This window comes from Escherichia marmotae (assembly GCF_002900365.1).
In the GTDB taxonomy this organism is placed as follows: Bacteria; Pseudomonadota; Gammaproteobacteria; order Enterobacterales; family Enterobacteriaceae; genus Escherichia; species Escherichia marmotae.
This window is the reverse complement of the sequence record NZ_CP025979.1, coordinates 923,643-944,686: the sequence shown is the minus strand read 5'-3', so window position 1 is coordinate 944,686 and position 21,044 is coordinate 923,643. Positions and strand designations below refer to the sequence as shown.

General features: G+C 48.4%; 18 protein-coding genes and 4 pseudogenes. 9 read left to right on the top strand and 13 right to left on the bottom strand.

All coding sequences use genetic code 11. The features are described 5' to 3' along the window. Positions 1-41: 41 nt before the first annotated feature. Positions 42-353, bottom strand: a pseudogene (locus C1192_RS05060) (IS66-like element accessory protein TnpA); the annotation flags it as partial. 47 nt (positions 354-400) lie between these two features. On the opposite strand from C1192_RS05060, the pseudogene C1192_RS05050 reads away from it, so the two are divergent. Continuing rightward, a pseudogene (locus C1192_RS05050) lies at positions 401-829 on the top strand (ISAs1 family transposase); the annotation flags it as partial. A 29-nt stretch (positions 830-858) separates the two neighbouring features. Here the strand turns inward: C1192_RS05050 and C1192_RS05045 are convergent. Next, the gene (locus C1192_RS05045) at positions 859-1,893 is read right to left on the bottom strand and encodes a GGDEF domain-containing protein (RefSeq protein WP_038355686.1); all 1,035 of its coding nucleotides are present in this window, start codon (positions 1,891-1,893) and stop codon (positions 859-861) included. Positions 1,894-1,931: 38 nt separating this feature from the next. Next, entirely contained in the window at positions 1,932-3,140 is a 1,209-nt protein-coding gene (locus C1192_RS05040) for an IS256-like element IS1414 family transposase (protein ID WP_103194764.1), read from the bottom strand. 117 nt (positions 3,141-3,257) lie between these two features. Here C1192_RS05040 and C1192_RS05035 point away from each other — a divergent pair, with 117 nt between their 5' ends. From C1192_RS05035 to C1192_RS05020, 4 genes are all read left to right on the top strand, one after another. Continuing rightward, positions 3,258-4,586 (top strand): IS4-like element IS4 family transposase, encoded by a 1,329-nt coding sequence (locus C1192_RS05035; RefSeq protein WP_103194760.1) that lies wholly within the window; start codon positions 3,258-3,260, stop codon positions 4,584-4,586. A gap of 59 nt (positions 4,587-4,645) precedes the next feature. Beyond that, on the top strand, positions 4,646-5,245 hold the full coding sequence (locus C1192_RS05030; protein WP_038354572.1) for an Ail/Lom family outer membrane beta-barrel protein: 600 nt from the start codon (positions 4,646-4,648) through the stop codon (positions 5,243-5,245). 64 nt (positions 5,246-5,309) lie between these two features. Further along, positions 5,310-8,381, top strand: coding sequence for a prophage tail fiber N-terminal domain-containing protein (locus C1192_RS05025; protein WP_072041566.1), 3,072 nt, complete (start codon positions 5,310-5,312; stop codon positions 8,379-8,381). Beyond that, positions 8,381-8,956, top strand: a complete 576-nt coding sequence (locus tag C1192_RS05020; protein WP_000885611.1) for a tail fiber assembly protein — start codon at positions 8,381-8,383, stop codon at positions 8,954-8,956. The genes C1192_RS05025 and C1192_RS05020 overlap by 1 nt, the downstream gene beginning before the upstream one ends. A 97-nt stretch (positions 8,957-9,053) precedes the next feature. On the opposite strand, the gene C1192_RS05015 is transcribed toward C1192_RS05020, so the two are convergent. From C1192_RS05015 to C1192_RS25070, 3 genes are all read right to left on the bottom strand, one after another. Then, positions 9,054-9,644 (bottom strand): recombinase family protein, encoded by a 591-nt coding sequence (locus tag C1192_RS05015; protein WP_000086527.1) that lies wholly within the window; start codon positions 9,642-9,644, stop codon positions 9,054-9,056. Between the two features lie 316 nt (positions 9,645-9,960). After that, a complete protein-coding gene (gene ydfK / locus C1192_RS05010; RefSeq protein WP_000836768.1) occupies positions 9,961-10,194 on the bottom strand; it encodes a cold shock protein YdfK in 234 nt (77 codons plus the stop codon). Between the two features lie 68 nt (positions 10,195-10,262). Continuing rightward, the gene (locus C1192_RS25070) at positions 10,263-10,376 is read right to left on the bottom strand and encodes a YnaM/YnfT family protein (protein WP_120795384.1); all 114 of its coding nucleotides are present in this window, start codon (positions 10,374-10,376) and stop codon (positions 10,263-10,265) included. Between the two features lie 603 nt (positions 10,377-10,979). Here C1192_RS25070 and ydfJ point away from each other — a divergent pair. After that, positions 10,980-12,263 (top strand): annotated as a pseudogene (gene ydfJ, locus C1192_RS05005) (MHS family MFS transporter YdfJ); the annotation flags it as partial. A 93-nt stretch (positions 12,264-12,356) separates the two neighbouring features. Continuing rightward, positions 12,357-13,817 (top strand): mannitol dehydrogenase family protein, encoded by a 1,461-nt coding sequence (locus C1192_RS05000; RefSeq protein WP_038354569.1) that lies wholly within the window; start codon positions 12,357-12,359, stop codon positions 13,815-13,817. Between the two features lie 35 nt (positions 13,818-13,852). On the opposite strand, the gene ydfZ is transcribed toward C1192_RS05000, so the two are convergent. From ydfZ to ydfG, 3 genes are all read right to left on the bottom strand, one after another. Further along, a complete protein-coding gene (gene ydfZ, locus C1192_RS04995; protein WP_000214710.1) occupies positions 13,853-14,056 on the bottom strand; it encodes a putative selenium delivery protein YdfZ in 204 nt (67 codons plus the stop codon). Between the two features lie 174 nt (positions 14,057-14,230). Beyond that, positions 14,231-14,917, bottom strand: a complete 687-nt coding sequence (locus tag C1192_RS04990) for a GntR family transcriptional regulator (protein ID WP_000215557.1) — start codon at positions 14,915-14,917, stop codon at positions 14,231-14,233. Between the two features lie 87 nt (positions 14,918-15,004). After that, positions 15,005-15,751, bottom strand: coding sequence for a bifunctional NADP-dependent 3-hydroxy acid dehydrogenase/3-hydroxypropionate dehydrogenase YdfG (gene ydfG / locus C1192_RS04985; RefSeq protein ID WP_000636576.1), 747 nt, complete (start codon positions 15,749-15,751; stop codon positions 15,005-15,007). 129 nt (positions 15,752-15,880) lie between these two features. Between ydfG and dcp the strand changes: the two genes are divergently transcribed. Beyond that, entirely contained in the window at positions 15,881-17,926 is a 2,046-nt protein-coding gene (dcp, locus tag C1192_RS04980) for a peptidyl-dipeptidase Dcp (RefSeq protein ID WP_038354568.1), read from the top strand. 376 nt (positions 17,927-18,302) lie between these two features. Next, positions 18,303-19,193, top strand: a complete 891-nt coding sequence (gene dgcZ, locus C1192_RS04975) for a diguanylate cyclase DgcZ (protein WP_038354567.1) — start codon at positions 18,303-18,305, stop codon at positions 19,191-19,193. Between the two features lie 114 nt (positions 19,194-19,307). Here the strand turns inward: dgcZ and mgtT are convergent, their stop codons facing one another. From mgtT to ydeE, 4 genes and pseudogenes are all read right to left on the bottom strand, one after another. Further along, positions 19,308-19,412: a protein MgtT gene (gene mgtT, locus C1192_RS25460; protein ID WP_214678605.1), complete on the bottom strand. Its 105-nt coding sequence runs from the start codon at positions 19,410-19,412 to the stop codon at positions 19,308-19,310. Continuing rightward, a complete protein-coding gene (mgtS, locus tag C1192_RS04970) occupies positions 19,412-19,507 on the bottom strand; it encodes a protein MgtS (protein WP_000901364.1) in 96 nt (31 codons plus the stop codon). The genes mgtT and mgtS overlap by 1 nt, the downstream gene beginning before the upstream one ends. Before the next feature lie 107 nt (positions 19,508-19,614). Then, a pseudogene (locus C1192_RS04965) lies at positions 19,615-19,797 on the bottom strand (helix-turn-helix domain-containing protein); the annotation flags it as partial. Positions 19,798-19,838: 41 nt separating this feature from the next. Further along, entirely contained in the window at positions 19,839-21,026 is a 1,188-nt protein-coding gene (ydeE, locus tag C1192_RS04960) for an efflux MFS transporter YdeE (RefSeq protein ID WP_038354566.1), read from the bottom strand. Positions 21,027-21,044: the final 18 nt, after the last annotated feature.

The following is a 21,044-nucleotide window of genomic DNA, read 5'->3' as shown; positions in this document are numbered from 1 at the left end:
GCCACTGGATCGGTCAACTGATCCTTAACTGATCGGCATTAGGGCCGCCGGGGACGTTTTTTTACCACGGGGGCTTCGGATATAACGGTGCTTTCAGGACGTACGACTGGTACCGTGGAAAATTGTCCGTAAAGGCAGGCATCAAGTTCCTGCTCCGACATGCCTGCGGGCAAAGGCCACGAAAGGCCAGCTCTCCGAAAGCGCACGAACATACTACAAACTGTTGATTTTGGTACACCCAGGCGACGCCCGGCCACAACCCGGGGTAAATGTTCTTCAAAGTGAAGACGTAAAGCTTCAGTGATCCAGGTCCGGTGTTTCATACGATAGTGTCCATTAAAAATGATGGACATTATTTTTGTAGAGCCGGAGGAAACAGACCAGACGGTTTAAATGAGCCGGTTACCCTGTTCACGATACTATTGCCAGAGTTGTATCCTGTATCAGTCCTGTAAAATTTCATGAGTGCTTTATTAACTGGATGCGTGACTGCCATTCTTCAGATGATAAAGACGTCATCGCAATTGATGGAAAAACGCTCCGGCACTCTTATGACAAGAGTCGCCGCAAGGGAGCGATTCATGTCATTAGTGCGTTCTCAACAATGCACAGTCTGGCCATCGGACAGATCAAGACGGATGAGAAATCCAATGAGATCACAGCTATTCCTGAACTTCTTAACATGTTGGATATTAAAGGAAAAATTATCACAACTGATGCGATGGGGTGCCAGAAAGATATTGCAGAGAAGATACAAAAACAGGGAGGTGATTATTTATTCGCTGTAAAAGGAAATCAGGGGCGGCTTAATAAAGCCTTTGAGGAAAAGGGAGCGTAATCTGACTTGTCTCCCAAAGCTTACAAAGCCCACCGGTTCCGCCCGCTTTCTTTCGCCCGGTACAGCGCAGCATCGGCATCTGCAACTATTTGCTCAGTCGTTTTGGCGGGAGCAGAGCAGGTGATCCCCTGGCTAACCGTAACAAACGCACTTACAGAAGATGCCTGATGGGCAATCGCTGCCAGTTTAAGTTCTTGCTTAATTCTGGCTGCTATCTTTTCGGCTTCCTGCAAGCAGGTATTAAAAAGAATAATGGCAAACTCTTCGCCACCATAACGAGCGACCATATCTTCGGGCTGGCGAATTGCGCGTTGCAGTACATCGGCAACTTGTATCAAACAACGATCGCCCGCCGGGTGTTCGTAAGTGTCGTTGTAGCGTTTAAAAAAATCGACATCCAGAATAATTAGGGCAAATGAGGCCTCTTGTTCTACAGCATCACCTAAAATACTATCCAGCGCCCGTCGGTTTGCCACTCCCGTTAAGGGATCGCGATGAGCCAATGCGTCGAGGCGATTAATTAGCAGGTTGTTGTATCTGTTTTGTTGCCATGCTTCTTCAAACCAACGTAATAAAATAAAACGTCCACCATAGAGAGCGAGAGAAAAAAGGCACCAGATAACAACGAAATGAATATTTAAATGATGATTGAGCATAAGACTGGCTAACGGAATGGTAAACCATAATGGAATGATAAATGCGAGTAGTGATGGAGTATGAAAATACAATGCAACAATGGCGCTAAGCATTAATAATACACATAGCGGATAAGCAAAAGGTAGCGTCCAGTGTGCAATAAAATAAAAGCAACACCATGACCATAACAGGCTTAGAACGAACAATAACCGCTGAATATACAGTACGTTTTTGCGGGGGGTGACCAATAAAAGGCCACTGATCAGCAGAATGCCAAATGATGAAATATCAATAGTATGTACAAGGTTTTCCTCATTAAACCATGAAGTCATATCCTCATTGAATAAAATGCTTCGCAGCAAAATCATCGATGAAAAACCGATGTTAATCAAGGCAAACCACGGCAGGCTAATCGACATTCCAGAGCCTGTTTAAGATTCTGTGTAAATGCCTTTTCTCAGAAGTGACCGTCCAGGCGGTCACCGAACTCGATAATAAAGCGGCTCATTGCCATTCGCCAGTCCTTCAACGGCATCGTCCATTTCTGGGACGCAGACTGGATTGCCAGCCACACCACTTTTTTCACCGAGTCGTCTGTCGGGAACACTTTACGCTTTTTGAGCGCATGGCGGATCACGCTGTTTAGCGACTCGATGGCATTCGTCGTATAGATCACTTTGCGGATGTCCGTTGGATAAGCGAAGAACGTGGCAAGATTCGGCCAGTTAGCCTGCCAGCTTCGGCTTATCTGAGGATAGCGACAGTCCCAGGCCGCAGCGAACGCTTCCAGTGCCTGCTGGCCTGCCTCTTCCGTGGGAGCCTGATAAATCGCTTTCAGGTCGCGAGTGACGGCTTTGTAGTCCTTCCATGACACGAAGCGCAGGCTGTTGCGCACCATATGCACGATGCATAACTGGATGCGGGCCTTCGGATATACTGTGTTGATGGCATCCGGGAAGCCTTTCAGGCCATCCACACAGGCGATGAGGATATCGTTCAGACCGCGGTTTTTCAGTTCAGTCAGCACATTGAGCCAGAACTTCGCCCCTTCATTTTCGGCCAGCCACATACCCAGCAGTTCTTTCTGACCTTCGATATTGATGCCCAGTGCCAGGAACACCGATTTGTTGATGACGCGACTGTCCTGCCGAACTTTCAGGACGATACAGTCAAGATAAACAATGGGGTAAACAGCATCCAGTGGTCGGTTTTGCCATTCTACAACCTGCTCCATCACGGCATCGGTAACCTTTGATATCAGTGCCGGTGAAACATCTGCGTCATACAGTTCTTTGAACGCAGCAGCTATCTCACGGGTGGTCATCCCTTTGGCATACAACGAGAGGATCTGGTTATCCATCCCGGTAATACGGGTCTGATTTTTCTTTACCAGTTGTGGTTCGAAGGTACCGTCACGATCGCGCGGAGTACGCAGTTCCAGTGGACCGTCGCCTGTGATAACGGTCTTTGTGGAAAAACCGTTGCGGGAGTTAGCTCCTGGTCTGGACTGATTTTTCTCATACCCAGGATGGTGTGTCATCTCTGCATTGAGAGCGGCTTCAACGCTGAGCTTTTTCAGCAGCCGATCAAACTGACTGAGGTCTTCAGGGGTTTTGAGGTTTTTGGCCAGTTCGTTAGCCAGAGCCTGTAACTGTTTTTCGTCCATAAATTAACCTTCATTTGATGCTGGATTGAACATATCAAAATCAGGCAATTACACAAATCTATGTACAGGCTCGCTGTGTAAGAATCCGGAAACGCTCACTCGTTTCCGGATTTTTTTATGCTCATTGGACAGGCCCTTGATTTGGTATCCCGTTACGATTCTCTGCGTAACCCACTGACTTCTCTGGGGGATTACCTCGACCCCGAACTCATCTCTCGTTGCCTTGCCGAATCAGGTACTGTAACGCTACGCAAGCGCCGTCTTCCCCTCGAAATGATGGTCTGGTGTATTGTTGGCATGGCGCTTGAGCGTAAAGAACCTCTTCACCAGATTGTGAATCGCCTGGACATCATGCTACCGGGCAATCGCCCCTTCGTTGCCCCCAGTGCCGTTATTCAGGCCCGCCAGCGTCTGGGAAGTGAGGCTGTCCGCCGCGTGTTCACGAAAACAGCGCAGCTCTGGCATAACACCACGCCGCATCCGCACTGGTGCGGCCTGACCCTGCTGGCCATCGATGGTGTGTTCTGGCGCACACCGGATACACCAGAGAACGATGCAGCCTTCCCCCGCCAGACACATGCCGGGAACCCGGCGCTCTACCCGCAGGTCAAAATGGTCTGCCAGATGGAACTGACCAGCCATCTGCTGACGGCTGCAGCCTTCGGCACGATGAAGAACAGCGAAAATGAGCTTGCTGAGCAACTTATAGAACAAACCGGCGATAACACCCTGACGTTAATGGATAAAGGTTATTACTCACTGGGACTGTTAAATGCCTGGAGCCAGGCGGGAGAACACCGCCACTGGATGATCCCTCTCAGAAAGGGAGCGCAATATGAAGAGATCAGAAAACTGGGTAAAGGCGATCATCTGGTGAAGCTGAAAACCAGCCCGCAGGCACGAAAAAAGTGGCCGGGGCTGGGAAATGAGGTGACAGCCCGCCTGCTGACCGTGACGCGCAAAGGAAAAGTCTGCCATCTGCTGACGTCGATGACGGACGCCATGCGCTTCCCCGGAGGAGAAATGGCGGATCTGTACAGTCATCGCTGGGAAATCGAACTGGGATACAGGGAGATAAAACAGACGATGCAACTGAGCAGGCTGACGCTGAGAAGTAAAAAGCCGGAGCTTGTGGAGCAAGAGCTGTGGGGTGTCTTACTGGCTTATAATCTGGTGAGATATCAGATGATTAAAATGGCAGAACATCTGAAAGGTTACTGGCCGAATCAACTGAGTTTCTCAGAATCATGCGGAATGGTGATGAGAATGCTGATGACATTGCAGGGCGCTTCACCGGGACGTATACCGGAGCTGATGCGCGATCTTGCAAGTATGGGACAACTTGTGAAATTACCGACAAGAAGGGAAAGAGCCTTCCCGAGAGTGGTAAAGGAGAGGCCCTGGAAATACCCCACAGCCCCGAAAAAGAGCCAGTCAGTTGCTTAACTGACTGGCATTACACCAGAAATGGTGCCTTTTTTATTGCAGAAAAGCGAGAGGTAATTATGCGTAAACTTTATGCCGCCATTTTGTCCGCAGCCATTTGTCTGGCCGTATCCGGTGCGCCTGCATGGGCATCTGAACATCAGTCCACGCTGAGCACGGGGTATCTTCATGCCTTGACGAACGTTCCCGGCAGCGATGATCTTAACGGGATTAACGTGAAATACCGTTATGAGTTTACGGACACACTGGGGCTAGTGACGTCATTCAGCTATGCAGGAGACAAGAATCGCCAGCTTACCCGTTACAGCGATACCCGCTGGCATGAAGATTCAGTGCGTAACCGCTGGTTCAGCGTGATGGCGGGGCCGTCTGTGCGCGTGAATGAATGGTTCAGCGCGTATGCGATGGCGGGTATGGCTTACAGCCGTGTGTCGACTTTCTCCGGGGATTATCTCCGCGTAACTGGCAACAAGGGGAAAACGCACGATGTGCTGACCGGAAGTGATGACGGTCGCCACAGCAACACGTCTCTGGCGTGGGGAGCTGGCGTGCAGTTTAACCCGACCGAATCCGTGGCCATTGATATTGCTTATGAAGGCTCCGGCAGTGGCGACTGGCGCACTGACGGTTTCATCGTGGGTGTCGGTTATAAGTTCTGATTAGCCAGGTAACACAGTGTTATGACAGCCCGCCTGTTCAGGCGGGCTTTTTTGTGGGGTGAATATGGCAGTAAAGATTTCAGGTGTACTGAAAGACGGCACAGGAAAACCGGTACAGAACTGCACAATCCAGCTGAAAGCAAAACGTAACAGCACCACGGTGGTGGTGAACACGCTGGCCTCAGAAAATCCGGATGAAGCCGGGCGTTACAGCATGGACGTTGAGTACGGTCAGTACAGCGTTATTCTGTTGGTGGAAGGATTCCCGCCGTCACATGCCGGGACCATCACCGTGTATGAAGATTCCCAACCCGGTACGCTGAATGATTTTCTCGGTGCCATGACGGAGGATGATGCCCGTCCTGAGGCACTGCGCCGTTTTGAACTGATGGTGGAAGAGGTGGCGCGTAACGCGTCCGCGGTGGCACAGAACACGGCAGCCGCGAAGAAGTCAGCCAGCGATGCCAGCACATCAGCCCGTGAGGCGGCAACCCATGCGACTGATGCTGCAGGCTCAGCACGTGCAGCCAGCACATCAGCCGGGCAGGCCGCGACGTCGGCTCAGTCAGCGTCTTCCAGCGCAGGAACGGCATCAACAAAGGCTACTGAAGCATCAAAAAGTGCTGCCGCTGCAGAGTCCTCAAAAAGCGCGGCAGCCACCAGTGCCGGTGCGGCGAAAACGTCAGAAACGAATGCCGCAGCATCACAACTATCAGCAGCCACTTCTGCATCCACCGCGACCACGAAGGCGTCAGAAGCTGCCACCTCAGCCCGGGATGCGGCGGCCTCAAAAGAGGCGGCAAAATCATCAGAAACGAACGCATCATCAAGCGCCAGTAGTGCCGCTTCCTCGGCAACGGCGACAGCAAATTCTGCGAAGGCGGCAAAAACGTCCGAGACGAACGCTAAGTCTTCTGAAACGGCAGCGGGACAGAGTGCCTCAGCTGCGGCAGGCTCAAAAACAGCGGCTGCGTCGTCTGCCAGTGCAGCGTCAACAAGTGCCGGGCAGGCCTCAGCCAGTGCCACCGCCGCCGGAAAATCGGCAGAAAGCGCCGCATCGTCCGCTTCAACAGCCACAACGAAGGCTGGCGAAGCCACTGAACAGGCCAGTGCAGCAGCGAGGTCTGCTTCCGCAGCGAAGACATCCGAGACGAACGCGAAAGCGTCGGAAACCAGCGCAGAATCCTCAAAAACGGCTGCCGCATCGTCCGCCAGTTCGGCGGCGTCATCGGCATCATCGGCGTCTGCTTCAAAAGATGAGGCGACCAGACAAGCGTCCGCAGCGAAGGGCAGCGCCACGACAGCATCCACGAAGGCGACAGAGGCAGCTGGCAGTGCGACGGCGGCAGCACAGAGCAAAAGTACGGCGGAATCCGCGGCAACGCGCGCCGAGACAGCGGCAAAACGGGCAGAGGATATTGCATCCGCCGTGGCGCTTGAGGATGCGAGCACGACGAAAAAGGGGATAGTACAGCTCAGCAGTGCGACCAACAGCACTTCCGAGTCACAGGCGGCAACGCCAAAAGCCGTTAAGGCCGCGTATGACCTGGCTAACGGGAAATACACCGCACAGGATGCAACGACAGCACAGAAAGGGATAGTTCAGCTAAGCAGCGCGACCAACAGCACATCTGAAACGCTTGCCGCGACACCAAAGGCAGTAAAAACAGCCTATGACAATGCTGAGAAACGTCTGCAGAAAGATCAGAACGGTGCGGATATCCCTGGCAAAGACACCTTTACGAAAAATATTGGTGCCTGCCGTGCCTTCGGTGGGTCAGTAAGCACAATAACAGGAAACTGGACGACTGCACAGTTTATCGAGTGGCTGGATTCTCAGGGAGCATTTAACCATCCCTACTGGATGTGCAAGGGTTCCTGGTCTTATGGCAATAATAAAATCATTACTGATACTGACTGCGGTAATATTCATCTCGCCGGAGCTGTCATTGAAGTAATGGGGATAAAGTCAGCGATGACGATCCGCATTACCACACCGACCACCTCCACTGGTGGTGGAACAACTAACGCCCAGTTTACCTATATTAATCACGGAACAGATTATTCACCTGGCTGGCGAAGGGACTATAACTCCAGAAATAAGCTAACGGCATCAGAGATCGGGGCGTTACCGTCAGGTGGAACAGCAGTATCATCAGTTAATCTGTCTTCAAAAGGTCGGGTAACCGCGCTGACAGACAATACGCAGGGGGCAACAGGTCTTGAGTTATACGAGGTGTATAACAACGGATATCCAACAGCGTATGGAAATATCATTCACCTGAAAGGGATGACAGCCGTTGGCGAAGGTGAGTTACTCATCGGCTGGAGTGGTACAAGCGGTGCTCATGCTCCGGCATTTATTCGTTCACGACGGGATACGACCGACGCAAACTGGTCGCCGTGGGCGCAGCTTTACACCTCGGCTCATCCTCCTGCAGAGTTTTATCCAGTCGGTGCACCAATCCCGTGGCCATCAGATACCGTTCCGTCTGGCTATGCCCTGATGCAGGGGCAGACTTTTGACAAATCTGCATACCCGAAACTTGCAGCGGCTTATCCGTCAGGCGTGATCCCTGATATGCGTGGCTGGACGATTAAGGGCAAACCTGCCAGTGGTCGGGCCGTATTGTCTCAGGAACAGGACGGCATTAAATCGCATACCCACAGCGCCAGCGCATCCAGTACGGATTTGGGGACGAAAACCACATCGTCGTTTGATTACGGCACTAAATCCACGAATAACACTGGTGCGCATACCCATAGTTTAAGTGGCAGCACGAATGCAGCTGGTAATCACAGCCATAGAGATGGCCGTCGATTTAACCCCAGTGTTTTTAAAGATACTTATCAATATGGTTATACAAGCTCAGGTCAAAATACCTGGGGTGTACAAGGCTCAGTAGGTATGTCTACGGGGTGGTTAGCTAATACCAGTACAGATGGTAATCATAGCCACTCACTGTCCGGCACAGCAGCATCTGCAGGTGCACACGCGCATACTGTCGGTATTGGTGCTCATACGCACTCCGTTGCGATTGGTTCACATGGACACACCATCACCGTTAACGCTGCTGGTAACGCGGAAAACACCGTCAAAAACATCGCATTTAACTATATTGTGAGGCTTGCATAATGGCATTCAGAATGAGTGAACAACCACGGACCATAAAAATTTATAATCTGCTGGCCGGAACTAATGAATTTATTGGTGAAGGTGATGCATATATTCCGCCTCATACAGGTCTGCCAGCAAACAGTACCGATATTGCACCGCCAGATATTCCGGCTGGCTTCGTGGCTGTTTTCAACAGTGATGAGTCATCGTGGCATCTCGTTGAAGATCATCGGGGTAAAACGGTTTATGACGTGGCTTCCGGCGACGCGTTATTTATTTCTGAACTCGGTCCGTTACCGGAAAATGTTACCTGGTTATCGCCGGAAGGGGAGTTTCAGAAGTGGAACGGCACAGCCTGGGTGAAGGATACGGAAGCAGAAAAACTGTTCCGGATCCGGGAGGCGGAAGAAACAAAAAACAACCTGATGCAGGTAGCCAGTGAGCATATTGCGCCGCTTCAGGATGCTGCAGATCTGGAAATTGCAACGGAGGAAGAAATCTCGTTGCTGGAAGCATGGAAAAAGTATCGGGTATTGCTGAACCGTGTTGATACGTCAACTGCACAGGATATTGAATGGCCAGCACTGCCGTAGGGTAAAACATATAAATTCTATAATTAGATGTATCTTTCCATTTACGGCAAGGAAGGGGGCTTGGAAGACGTAAAGCATCTCACACCGAGATTATTTTTTATATGTCAGGTGTCTGAAGTTTTGCTTTGGCTCTTAAAATGGTTTGCCGCGAGGTTTTGAATTCCCGGGCAATGGCACTTATACTTACACCTGACTTAATTCGTTCGAATACCACCTGTTTCTGTTCTTCATTTAACACAGGTGGTCGACCAAAACGTTTCCCTGCGCCGCGGGCTCTTACTATCCCGGAATGAGTGCGTTCAAGTAAAAGGTCTCGTTCAAATTCAGCGACTGCTGAAATTACTTGCATCATCATTTTTCCTGTTGGACTGGTCAGGTCAATGCCCCCCAATGCTAAGCAATGCACTCTGATACCTGTTTCGGTCAGTTGTTCCACTGTTTTCCTGATATCCATTGCATTACAACCAAGGCGATCCAGTTTTGTCACAATCAATTGATCACCACATTTCAGGCGAGCAAGCAACCGGTTAAAACCAGGACGCTCACTGGTTGCTGCTGAGCCGCTAATGTGTTCTTCGATTATTTGCTGAGGTTTGATTTTAAAACCTGCACTTTCGATTTCCCGGCGTTGATTTTCGGTGGTCTGATCCAGCGTTGATATCCGACAGTAAGCAAAAATTCGAGACATAGTGAGACTCTATACGAAATTGGTGTTCATATCATAATGCATCTCAGAAAATAATTATGATTATTTTTGTGCATATTTGTATGTACACGTTCGAAAATAAACGAATGCGTATGCAACCCCGTAATTTTGGTGAGACCCAAAATCGATTTTGTGAAAAATGGCTTTAACTCGGTTTGTTTTTCGAGTTCCGGGCGGACTCAAGGAAGAAGAATAGTGTTGCGTGTTATTTTAACCAGATTTCAAGTTGTTTGGTCGTGGAAAAGTGGAGCAAAATGTTGTTAAAGTGGAAAAATGATAAAAAAGTAAGTTTATTATATTACATTTTACCATTTAAATTTTGGTTGTCTTTAAGAACTGATATCGCTGTTTGTAATAATTCTTTGTTATCCAGCCATGATTTTTTCTTTATGTTTCCTTCAATGTAATCAAGCAATGTTCTGGTATTGATAGGTCTTCCCTGTTTTGCTACTTCCACTACAGCATCCCCTAGGATAATTCTTACTTCAGGAAGCTGCGCAGGGAACCACTTTAGGGTGTCTTTTGATTTCATGAAGATATTCCTTAAAATATTATTGATTTTCATTGCGATATTGTATGTCTGATTCAGGATATGTTGACTTATACATCGGTTTTGTCTGGGTTATTGGATATGCCAATCCCTAATTTTATTAGGGCATGACTAAAAATGCTGAATATGATAAGGAGAGATGTGATTATCAGTATGCTGTTCATATAGCCTCGAATTAGTAATGTGTTATATATGATATAGTTGACAATTTTTATCTTGGGTGTTCTTAAAGTTCGTAGATAAACATTGTCGTTTCAGGTATACAGGAATGCTAACAGGTGGCAGCAAAAATCAGGCGGTTTATGGCGCAAGCTGAAGCGGCAACTGCAAACTATCTTATGCAGAGACTCTACACGGATTGGGTTTAAAAGTATACATAGATAACAGTTTTTATCTGAAAAAGAAAAATATCAAGGTGATATAGCCTATATGCCTTTGATGCGGAGGAATGAATGTGATGGGAGTGATGTATCTGAATAGTTGAAAAACCGCAGACACGCCTTATGCAAGAACGTGCTGCGGTTGGCTGGTAAATTTTTCGATAGTGTGAGTATTGAATGATTTCCAGCCGTTCTTGATTTTACGCATAAATCCATGAAAAAACTACTTATCTGTTGGGGAGTTTTTTTGGGGCATATATGGGACAGAAATAGGCCCCAGATAGACACTGAGATCGAACTTAGGATGCTTTTTAAAAAATGCAACTATCTGAAAAAACCTAGAAAACGCCAAGGAAACCACAGGATGGGAAAAAATACCTGTGAATTATGGATTTTCAGTTGTACTCGCTCGGTGCAGCGTTAGTATTTCATGAAATATTTTTTCCGGAATCATCAGCCGCAATGGCGTTAATTCTGGCAATGGGAACCTACGGTGCTGGTTATGTAGCACGCATTGTTGGGGCATTTATTTTCGGCAAAATGGGCGACAGAATAGGGCGTAAAAAAGTTCTCTTTATTACCATCACTATGATGGGGATCTGTACTACCCTAATTGGTGTGTTGCCGACTTATGCACAGATTGGTGTTTTTGCGCCAATCTTGCTGGTGACTCTACGTATTATTCAGGGGTTGGGGGCTGGTGCTGAGATTTCCGGAGCTGGTACGATGCTGGCGGAATATGCGCCGAAAGGCAAACGCGGCATTATCTCCTCATTCGTCGCGATGGGAACGAACTGCGGTACTTTGAGTGCAACGGCAATCTGGGCCTTTATGTTCTTTATTCTCAGCAAAGAAGAGTTGCTGGCATGGGGATGGCGTATTCCGTTTCTCGCTAGTGTTGTGGTGATGGTCTTTGCTATCTGGTTGCGCATGAACCTGAAAGAAAGCCCGGTTTTTGAGAAAGTTAATGACAGTAAGCAGCCTGCGCCAAAAGCTGTTCCTTCTGGCAGTATGTTCCAGAGTAAGTCTTTTTGGCTGGCAACGGGTCTGCGTTTTGGACAGGCAGGAAACTCAGGTTTGATTCAAACCTTCCTTGCCGGATATTTAGTGCAGACTCTGCTGTTCAATAAAGCAATTCCAACAGATGCATTAATGATCAGTTCCATTATTGGTTTTATGACGATACCTTTCCTCGGTTGGTTATCCGATAAAATTGGCCGTCGTATTCCCTATATCATTATGAATACTTCAGCCATTGTACTGGCGTGGCCAATGCTTTCTATTATCGTAGATAAAAGCTATGCTCCAAGTACCATCATGGTTGCGTTGATTGTAATTCACAACTGTGCGGTGTTGGGATTATTTGCCCTGGAAAACATTACTATGGCAGAAATGTTCGGCTGTAAAAGTCGCTTTACCCGAATGGCAATATCCAAAGAAATAGGTGGTCTTGTTGCTTCAGGTTTTGGTCCTATTCTGGCAGGTATTTTCTGCACCATGACCGAATCCTGGTATCCGATTGCAATAATGATTATGGCTTATTCTGTTATCGGATTAATTTCCGCGCTGAAAATGCCAGAAGTTAAAGACCGCGATCTGAGTGCGTTGGAAGATGCCGCGGAAGATCAACCACGTATTGTAAGAGCTGCGCAACCTTCAAGAAGTCTGTAAATCCTGAATCCCTTCTTTTATGGAGAAGGGATTTTTTATTCATATAACAAGCCATTCATCTCATCTTGCCAAATTTAAATTAAAGGAATTGTCATGGGAAATAATTTGTTATCAGCGAAGGCTACGCTTCCTGTCTATGAGCGTAATAATTTGATACCTCGAATTGTTCATTTAGGTTTTGGCGCATTTCATCGCGCGCATCAAGGCGTGTATGCCGATATTCTTGCCGCTGAACATTTCAGTGACTGGGGATATTATGAGGTCAACTTAATCGGCGGGGAACAGCAAATCGTCGATCTAAAGCAGCAAGATAATCTCTATACCGTTGCGGAGATGTCCGCAGATGCCTGGACTGCTCGTGTCATTGGCGTAGTGAAAAAAGCGCTGCATGTGCAAATCGACGGTTTGGAAGCGGTACTGGCTGCCATGTGTGAACCGCAAATTTCTATTGTCTCCCTGACAATTACGGAGAAAGGTTATTTCCACTCACCGGCGAGCGGCCAGTTAATGTTGGATCACCCAATGATCGTCGCTGATCTGAACAATCCTCACCAGCCCAAAACGGCACCAGGGGTTATCGTCGAGGCGTTGGCACGACGTAAAGCGGCAGGGTTACAGGCATTTACGGTGATGTCGTGCGATAACATGCCTGAGAATGGTCATGTCATGCATGACGTTGTCACTTCTTATGCGCGTGCTGTCGACGAAAAACTGGCGCAATGGATTGTAGAAAACGTGACTTTCCCATCGACAATGGTGGATCGCATTGTACCCGCGGTCACGGCAGAAACACTGGATAAAATCGAACAACTCGCCGGTGTGCGTGATCCGGCAGGTGTTGCCTGTGAACCTTTCCGCCAGTGGGTGATTGAAGATAACTTTGTTGCCGGACGCCCGGAATGGGAAAAAGCGGGAGCCGAACTGGTTAGTGATGTACTGCCATATGAAGAGATGAAACTGCGTATGCTCAACGGCAGCCATTCCTTCCTGGCTTATCTGGGATATCTGGCGGGTTATCAGCATATTAATGATTGTATGGAAGATGATAATTATCGCCGTGCAGCGCTTACATTAATGTTGCAGGAACAGGCACCGACGCTGAAAGTGCAGGGGGTGGATCTGCAAGATTATGCTAACCGATTGATTGAGCGCTACAGTAACCCTGCTTTACGCCATCGGACCTGGCAGATTGCGATGGATGGTAGTCAGAAACTGCCACAACGTATGCTGGATTCTGTGCGCTGGCATTTGGCGCATGGCAGTTCATTTAATCTCCTGGCACTTGGTGTCGCGGGTTGGATGCGTTATGTCGGCGGTGTAGATGAGCTGGGTAATCCAATTGAGATCAGCGACCCGTTATTGTCTGTGATCCAGCAGACCGTACAAAATAGTGAGGAAGGGAAAGAACGCGTGCGGGCATTGATAGCGATTGAGGCGATCTTTGGTAACGATTTGCCGAACAATGCTTTATTCACAGATAAAGTAACAGAGGCGTATTTGTCTTTATTGACTGAAGGCGCGAAAGCAACCGTGGCAAAATATACCGTGGCGTAAAAACAGCAATGCCGCCATCGGCGGCATTCACACGCTTAGTTCATGCCGAGACGAATCAGGTCCAGAGGCGCGAGTTTTTCATCACAACCTTCAACAACCACGGTTTTTCCGCGGCGGATTTGCTCTGCGGTCAGACCTTCAGTATCAATCGACAGGATCTTGCCAGTGTGACCGGTGCCGCTAACCATAACACGGCTGCCAGTGGTGATTGCGTTACGGTTACGATCGTAGGTCGTCATAGGTGTTTTCTCCTTTCTGATTTACAGTCGAAGCCCACGTAACGGGCGCAATATAAATACTCCTGTCGAGTGAATATTTTTTTGTTTATGATCAAGTTCACATCTTTTTTGATGCTTGCATGAACCAGAAGAAGGGAATGGAGTCTCATCCCGGGTGGGATGAGAGGACATGAATTACTCTTCGCTAAACCAGTCGCTGTTTTCCTGGCGGATTTGCTGCACGGATTCACTTATTTCCTGCAAATGCAGTGTCATTGCTTTTTCTACCGCAGTGACATCATGCTTTTGTAGCGCAGTAAAAATATCCATGTGTTGGCGCAGCAACATATCTGGTGGCGAGACGTGGTCAAAACTCATATAGCGTACCCGGTCAATGGTCGCTTTCAGGTTTTCAATGGTGTCCCACGCGAGCTGACAGTCGGCAATCTGCGTCAGGATTTGGTGGAAGTTATCATCAAGTTCAAAAAAATCATCCAGTTGTTTGCGTTCAATGGCTATACGTTGCTGGTGGAGATTTTGCTCAAGCAGGTAGCACTGGCTATCGGTAATCATGGTCGCCGCTCTGCGGACTACGGCGCACTCAATGGCCTGGCGGATAAAACTACCGTTGCGTACCTGAGTCATGGAGATTTTATTGACGTAGCTGCCACGTTGCGGGCGAATTTGAATCAGGCCATTTTCCGCCAGCTTAATGAAGGCTTCACGAACTGGCTGGCGCGACACATTGAAACGAACAGAAACTTCTTTTTCCGATAACGGCGTACCCGGTGCAATCAGACAATGCACAATGTCGCGACGGAGAATACGATAAATCTGTTGATTGACTGGTTGCGTGGGATTGAGTTGTGTTTCGACGGTCATTCGTTCTTGCTTTTGAGTGGGTTAACTGGCAAGTCTACCACTTTTTTGTGACAAACAATAACCCGGCGGTTAGGCCGGGTATAAAAATTAATGGCGATGGATATTCAGTCCGGCATAGCTCTGGGTAACTGGCATCATTTCCAGAGTATTGATGTTAACGTGAGCCGGGAGAGTCGCCACCCACCAGACGGCTTCACAGACATCTTCTGGCGTCAGCGCAACGGTGTTTTGATAGGTTTTTTCCGCTTTACCGTCATCGCCTTTAAAGCGGACATTGGAAAATTCAGTACCGCCGACCAGACCTGGCTCGATGTCAGTGACACGAACCGCAGTGCCATGCAGGTCAGTACGCAGATTCAGGCTGAATTGACGAACGAATGCTTTTGTTGCGCCATAAACGTTGCCACCAGCATATGGCCAGCTACCTGCCGTTGAACCAATGTTAATAATATGACCTCGATTACGCTCAACCATGCCAGGCAGCACGGCACGCGTCATATACACCAGGCCTTTATTGTTGGTATCAATCATTGTTTCCCAGTCTTCGACACTGGCTTTATGTGCAGGTTCCATACCCAGCGCCAGCCCGGCGTTATTCACCAGAATATCAATGTCACGCCAATCGGCAGGAAGCGATTCCATCATCTCTTCAATAGCGGCGCGATTACGAACATCGAGCTGGGCGATATAAAGGTTATCGCCCAGCTCGTCTTTTAACTCCTGCAACCGCTCCTGGCGTCGACCCGTAGCGATAACTTTATGGCCTTGTTGAATAAAACGACGAGTAATGCATTCACCAAAACCTGCCGTTGCTCCAGTTACTAAAACGATCATCTCACTGTTCCTCAACGCTTTTGTGTGTCCCTTAACATAGCACGTGATGCTTAAGAGCAGGTAATACTGGTTTGCACTCCGTTACCAGTCAGCCTACGCTATGGGACACCTCGCGTTCAGGAGAAGAAAATGACAACAATGAACCCTTTCTTTGTGCAAAGCACACTGCCGTATCTGGCTCCCCGTTTTGATCAAATTGCAGATCATCACTATCGTCCGGCTTTCGACGAGGGGATGCGGCAAAAGCGGGCTGAGATTACCGCTATCGCGATCAACCCGCAGACACCTGATTTCACTAACACGATTTTGGCGCTGGAACAGAGCGGTGAATTGCTTACCCGCGTCACCAGCGTCTTTTTTGCCATGACAGCGGCGCATACCAACGATGAGTTACAGCGTCTTGATGAACAGTTTTCCGCCGAACTGGCGGAACTGGCTAACGATATCTATCTGAACGGCGAATTATTCGCGCGGGTGGATGCAGTCTGGCAGCGCCGCGGATCCCTGGGGCTTGATAGTGAATCCATTAGACTGGTTGACGTTATTCATCAGCGTTTTGTCCTTGCCGGAGCCCAACTTGAAGATGCGGATAAAGCAAAATTAAAAGTGCTGAACACCGAAGCCGCGACGCTGACCAGTCAGTTTAACCAGCGGTTATTAGCTGCGAACAAATCCGGTGGAGTGGTGGTTGACGATATTCAGCAACTGGCAGGCATGAGTGAGCAAGAGATTGCCCTGGCGGCCGGGGCGGCTCGCGAGAAAGGTCTGGATAACAAATGGCTTATCCCGCTGCTGAATACTACGCAACAACCGGCGCTTGCGGAACTCCGCGATCGTTCCACACGTGAAAAACTGTTCACTGTAGCCTGGACGCGTGCGGAAAAAAACGATGCCAACGATACCCGCGCTATCATTCAACGGCTGGTGGAGATCCGCGCGCAACAGGCAACATTACTTGGCTTCCCTCATTATGCCGCATGGAAAATAGCCGACCAGATGGCAAAAACGCCAGAAGCGGCACTCAACTTTATGCGGGAAATTGTTCCGGCGGCGCGTCAGCGTGCGAGCGATGAATTAGCGTCTATTCAGGCGGTTATCGGAAAACAGCAAGACGGTTTTAGCGCACAGCCGTGGGACTGGGCGTTTTACGCCGAACAGGTACGTCGTGAGAAATTCGATCTTGATGAGGCGCAACTCAAACCTTATTTTGAATTAAACACGGTACTGAATGAAGGGGTATTCTGGACCGCCAATCAGCTTTTCGGCATTAAGTTTGTCGAACGGTTTGATATACCGGTATATCACCCGGATGTGCGGGTCTGGGAAATCTTTGATCATAACGGTGTTGGACTGGCGCTATTTTACGGTGACTTCTTCGCCCGTGATTCAAAAAGTGGCGGCGCGTGGATGGGTAATTTTGTCGAGCAATCTACGCTCAATGAAACGCGCCCGGTAATTTATAACGTTTGCAATTATCAAAAACCCGCTGCTGGTGAGCCTGCCTTGTTGCTGTGGGATGACGTTATTACCTTATTCCATGAGTTTGGACATACATTGCATGGTCTGTTTGCCTGCCAGCGTTATGCCACGCTTTCCGGCACCAATACGCCGCGTGATTTTGTTGAATTTCCGTCGCAAATCAACGAACACTGGGCAACGCATCCGCAGGTGTTCGCCCGTTATGCCCGACATTATCAAACCAGAGAAGCCATGCCGGAAACTCTGCAACAGAAAATGCGCGATGCCAGCCTGTTCAATAAAGGCTATGAGATGAGCGAACTGCTTAGTGCTGCGCTTCTCGATATGCGTTGGCACTGTTTGCAAGAGAATGAGGCGATGCAGGATGTGGACGATTTCGAACAGCGGGCGCTGGTGGCGGAAAATATGGATCTTCCTGCTGTACCGCCACGTTATCGCAGCAGTTATTTCGCCCACATTTTTGGCGGAGGATATGCGGCGGGTTACTACGCGTATCTGTGGACGCAAATGCTGGCAGACGATGGTTATCAGTGGTTTGTTGAGCAGGGCGGATTAACGCGTGAAAATGGGCAATATTTTCGCGAGGCAATCCTCTCCAAAGGCAACAGCGAAGATTTAGAACGTCTGTATCGTCAATGGCGCGGTAAGGCACCACAGATTGCACCAATGTTGCAACATCGCGGGCTGGATGTTTAACTCTCCCATATTGCCCCGGACTGATTCCTGCCCGGGGCAATATATACTATGTTATTCATTTCTGTTTTTAGTTTCCCACTGCTATGTCTGGAATTGTTATTCGGTATCTCCGTACATTTGTAGAATTATAATACTGCCAGATGCTCTAATCCATCTGGCCATTGTTTTCCCCCTTCGGCATAATCAGTATTATATCTTCTGGCTTAAATTGAACCTGTTTTGCCAGATTTAATTATTTTTTTCTGCGTATTTTGTTTTAAATCACGCGGTTATGTTTTTATCCATTAGTAAATATTTTTCTATGGAATTGTTGACATAAGTTTTCTTTTCTCCCGTTACAATAGAACGCACAAGGAACTGTGAAAAAGGAGTGGCAATGATCAAGAAGACAACGGAAATTGATGCCATCTTGTTAGATCTCAATAAGGCTATTGATGCCCATTACCAGTGGCTGGTGAGTATGTTTCACAGCGTGGTAGCGAAAGATGCCAGTAAGCCAGAAATTACAGATAACCATTCTTATGGGCTGTGCCAGTTTGGTCAGTGGATTGATCATCTGGGGCCACTCGATAACGATGAATTACCTTACGTTCGGCTAATGGATTCTGCGCATCAGCATATGCATATCTGCGGACGGGAGTTAATGCTGGCTATTGTTGAAAATCGCTGGCAGGAAGCGCATTTTGACGCATTTCAGGACGGGTTACTTTCTTTTACCGCGGCATTAACCGATTACAAAATTTACCTTTTAACTATTCGTAGCAATATGGATGTTCTGACTGGCTTACCCGGTCGTCGGGTTCTTGATGAGTCCTTTGATCATCAATTACGCAATGCTGAGCCGTTGAATCTCTATTTAATATTGCTGGATATAGACCGATTTAAATTGGTTAATGATACCTACGGGCATTTAATAGGCGATGTGGTATTACGCACGCTGGCAACTTACTTAGCTACCAGGACGCGTGATTACGAAACGGTTTATCGCTATGGCGGCGAAGAATTTATCATCATCGTCAAAGCTGCTAATGATGAAAAGGCATGCCGTGCCGGAGTTCGTATTTGCCAGTTAGTCGATAACCACGCAATTGCACATTCTGACGGGCATATCAACATAACCGTGACCGCTGGAGTCAGCCGGGCATTTCCTGAAGAGTCGCTGGATGCGGTAATCGGAAGAGCAGACAGAGCAATGTATGAAGGTAAGCAGACCGGAAGAAACCGCTGCATGTTTATTGATGAACAGAGCGTGATTACTCGAGTTTAAACACCGTTTAACATTCATTGAGAAACGTGATGCTACTGTGTCAGCGATCCGCTACCAGTGCAGGAAAATGCCTGTTAGCGTAAAAGCAAAACACAAATCAATCCATGCAAGCATTCACCGCCGGTTTACTGGCGGTTTTTTTTCGCCGTCAGAAAAATCAGGCCCCTTGTACACAACTGTAACAAGGGGCCGGTTAGGTGAGGGATTATCTCCGTTCATTAGTCATCCCATTTGTGGCTGAAATACGCGGCCAGAAAACCAGAAAATAAAATTATTCCCAGTACGGCGATAAAAACATTCATATTACCCAGCATTATTTGCCTCCGTTTATGGTGTGGTGTATTTCCTCGCTTACCTTAATTTTCATCTCAATGAGGAAGATATTAGCAGAGGTAACCTAAACGAAGGCTGAATTAGGTGGTTAATGTGATGGTGGTCGGTTGTTTTTCCGATATTGTGAAGGGGATAATAAAAAACGCTGGTGAAAATGATGACGCAGTAACGCTGAATTACCAAACCCCGTCAGCTCGGCAATTTTATCGATGTTAAAAGCCGAATTTTGCAGATAATCCTGTACGCGTATTAATCGCCGTTGTCGCAGGAAAATAATCCGCAGCGCCGTATCACACTGGCACGGCTCGTCCGTCAACAAAGCACCGGCTGCCCCCACGTTCTGGTGCGAATACCTTTTAACATCAGCATCCACGCCGCAATGATCACCAACGCTAAGATGACAAACAGCGAGGAAGGCGGCATGGTAGTGAGCACGATACCACTCACCAGTGGATTTATCGCTGCGCCAAGCCAGCCTAATGACTGGGCGGAAAAATAACTGGCTTTCATCCCCGGCGGCGCAATATGGTCAATCAACATGTACTCACCAGGGGCATAAATGATCTCACCGAGGGTAAATACCGCGGCTGAAATTCCCCAAAGTAGCAGGCTGTTGCCGGAAAAGATAAACCCGATCAGACCGACGACAAAACAGAGGGTGCCCACCGTCATTAATGCGCGAATGTTGGTCGGATTAATGCGACGACCCACGGAATATTGCAACGTAACCACCATCGCAGCATTAACCGGAAGAACAACCGCGACCACCTTTTCGGCAAAATCGCCATCAGCAATCACCATCACATATTGTGAAATGCACGAGGCAAAAGCACCGCTCACGAAAGAAGCAAGAAAGGCAGAGCAGGTGAACCACAGCAGAGCTTTATCCTGTAACAAAACTTTTGGCGACCAGACGCTACTCGCCTCTGTGGCGATGATTTTCTCGCTGCGCTTTACCCAAATTTGAATGAAAAGCATGGGGAACGCGGAACAGATGGCGGCCAGCCAAAAGGGCAGATTGATGCTTTGCATCACCAATAGCGTGCCGATCGGTGGGCCGATGGTCCAGCCAATGTTGAGCATGGTGTAGTTGATCGAGAAGATCTTCGTTTTGCTGGTGGATGAAAGATTATCGGCAAACCAGGCTTTCAACACGGTAGCAAAAACGGAATAGGCGCAGTTGATGAGAGCAAAGAACAGCACCACCAGCGTTACGCTGTCCACCAGGGGAATGGCGATAAAACCGCTGGCGAAGGCGGTAATTGCCAGTAACATATAACGTTTCTTGTCGAACTTATCCGCCAGAATGCCAAATCCAAGGCTAAAAACCACGCCGATGGTTAGTGCAATTGTCATCGCATAACCGATCAGATCGACTCCCAGACCGTACTGGCGACTCAAATAAATGGTCATAAACGGTAGCGTGGCACCCCGTCCGATGGTTAATAACAACGATGAGGCGAGAAGGGCGCAGGTAGAGCGTCTCAGGGATAAGTTCATTTGGCTGTCCGGCGGTGC

Excerpts from the sequence above, each read along its gene's own strand:
- C1192_RS05045 (WP_038355686.1), bottom strand. The coding sequence starts at position 1,893 with ATGTCGATTAGCCTGCCGTGGTTTGCCTTGATTAACATCGGTTTTTCA.
- C1192_RS05040 (WP_103194764.1), bottom strand. The coding sequence starts at position 3,140 with ATGGACGAAAAACAGTTACAGGCTCTGGCTAACGAACTGGCCAAAAAC.
- C1192_RS05035 (WP_103194760.1), top strand. The coding sequence starts at position 3,258 with ATGCTCATTGGACAGGCCCTTGATTTGGTATCCCGTTACGATTCTCTG.
- C1192_RS05030 (WP_038354572.1), top strand. The coding sequence starts at position 4,646 with ATGCGTAAACTTTATGCCGCCATTTTGTCCGCAGCCATTTGTCTGGCC.
- C1192_RS05025 (WP_072041566.1), top strand. The coding sequence starts at position 5,310 with ATGGCAGTAAAGATTTCAGGTGTACTGAAAGACGGCACAGGAAAACCG.
- C1192_RS05020 (WP_000885611.1), top strand. The coding sequence starts at position 8,381 with ATGGCATTCAGAATGAGTGAACAACCACGGACCATAAAAATTTATAAT.
- C1192_RS05015 (WP_000086527.1), bottom strand. The coding sequence starts at position 9,644 with ATGTCTCGAATTTTTGCTTACTGTCGGATATCAACGCTGGATCAGACC.
- ydfK (WP_000836768.1), bottom strand. The coding sequence starts at position 10,194 with ATGAAATCAAAAGACACCCTAAAGTGGTTCCCTGCGCAGCTTCCTGAA.
- C1192_RS25070 (WP_120795384.1), bottom strand. The coding sequence starts at position 10,376 with ATGAACAGCATACTGATAATCACATCTCTCCTTATCATATTCAGCATT.
- C1192_RS05000 (WP_038354569.1), top strand. The coding sequence starts at position 12,357 with ATGGGAAATAATTTGTTATCAGCGAAGGCTACGCTTCCTGTCTATGAG.
- ydfZ (WP_000214710.1), bottom strand. The coding sequence starts at position 14,056 with ATGACGACCTACGATCGTAACCGTAACGCAATCACCACTGGCAGCCGT.
- C1192_RS04990 (WP_000215557.1), bottom strand. The coding sequence starts at position 14,917 with ATGACCGTCGAAACACAACTCAATCCCACGCAACCAGTCAATCAACAG.
- ydfG (WP_000636576.1), bottom strand. The coding sequence starts at position 15,751 with ATGATCGTTTTAGTAACTGGAGCAACGGCAGGTTTTGGTGAATGCATT.
- dcp (WP_038354568.1), top strand. The coding sequence starts at position 15,881 with ATGACAACAATGAACCCTTTCTTTGTGCAAAGCACACTGCCGTATCTG.
- dgcZ (WP_038354567.1), top strand. The coding sequence starts at position 18,303 with ATGATCAAGAAGACAACGGAAATTGATGCCATCTTGTTAGATCTCAAT.
- mgtT (WP_214678605.1), bottom strand. The coding sequence starts at position 19,412 with ATGAACGGAGATAATCCCTCACCTAACCGGCCCCTTGTTACAGTTGTG.
- mgtS (WP_000901364.1), bottom strand. The coding sequence starts at position 19,507 with ATGCTGGGTAATATGAATGTTTTTATCGCCGTACTGGGAATAATTTTA.
- ydeE (WP_038354566.1), bottom strand. The coding sequence starts at position 21,026 with ATGAACTTATCCCTGAGACGCTCTACCTGCGCCCTTCTCGCCTCATCG.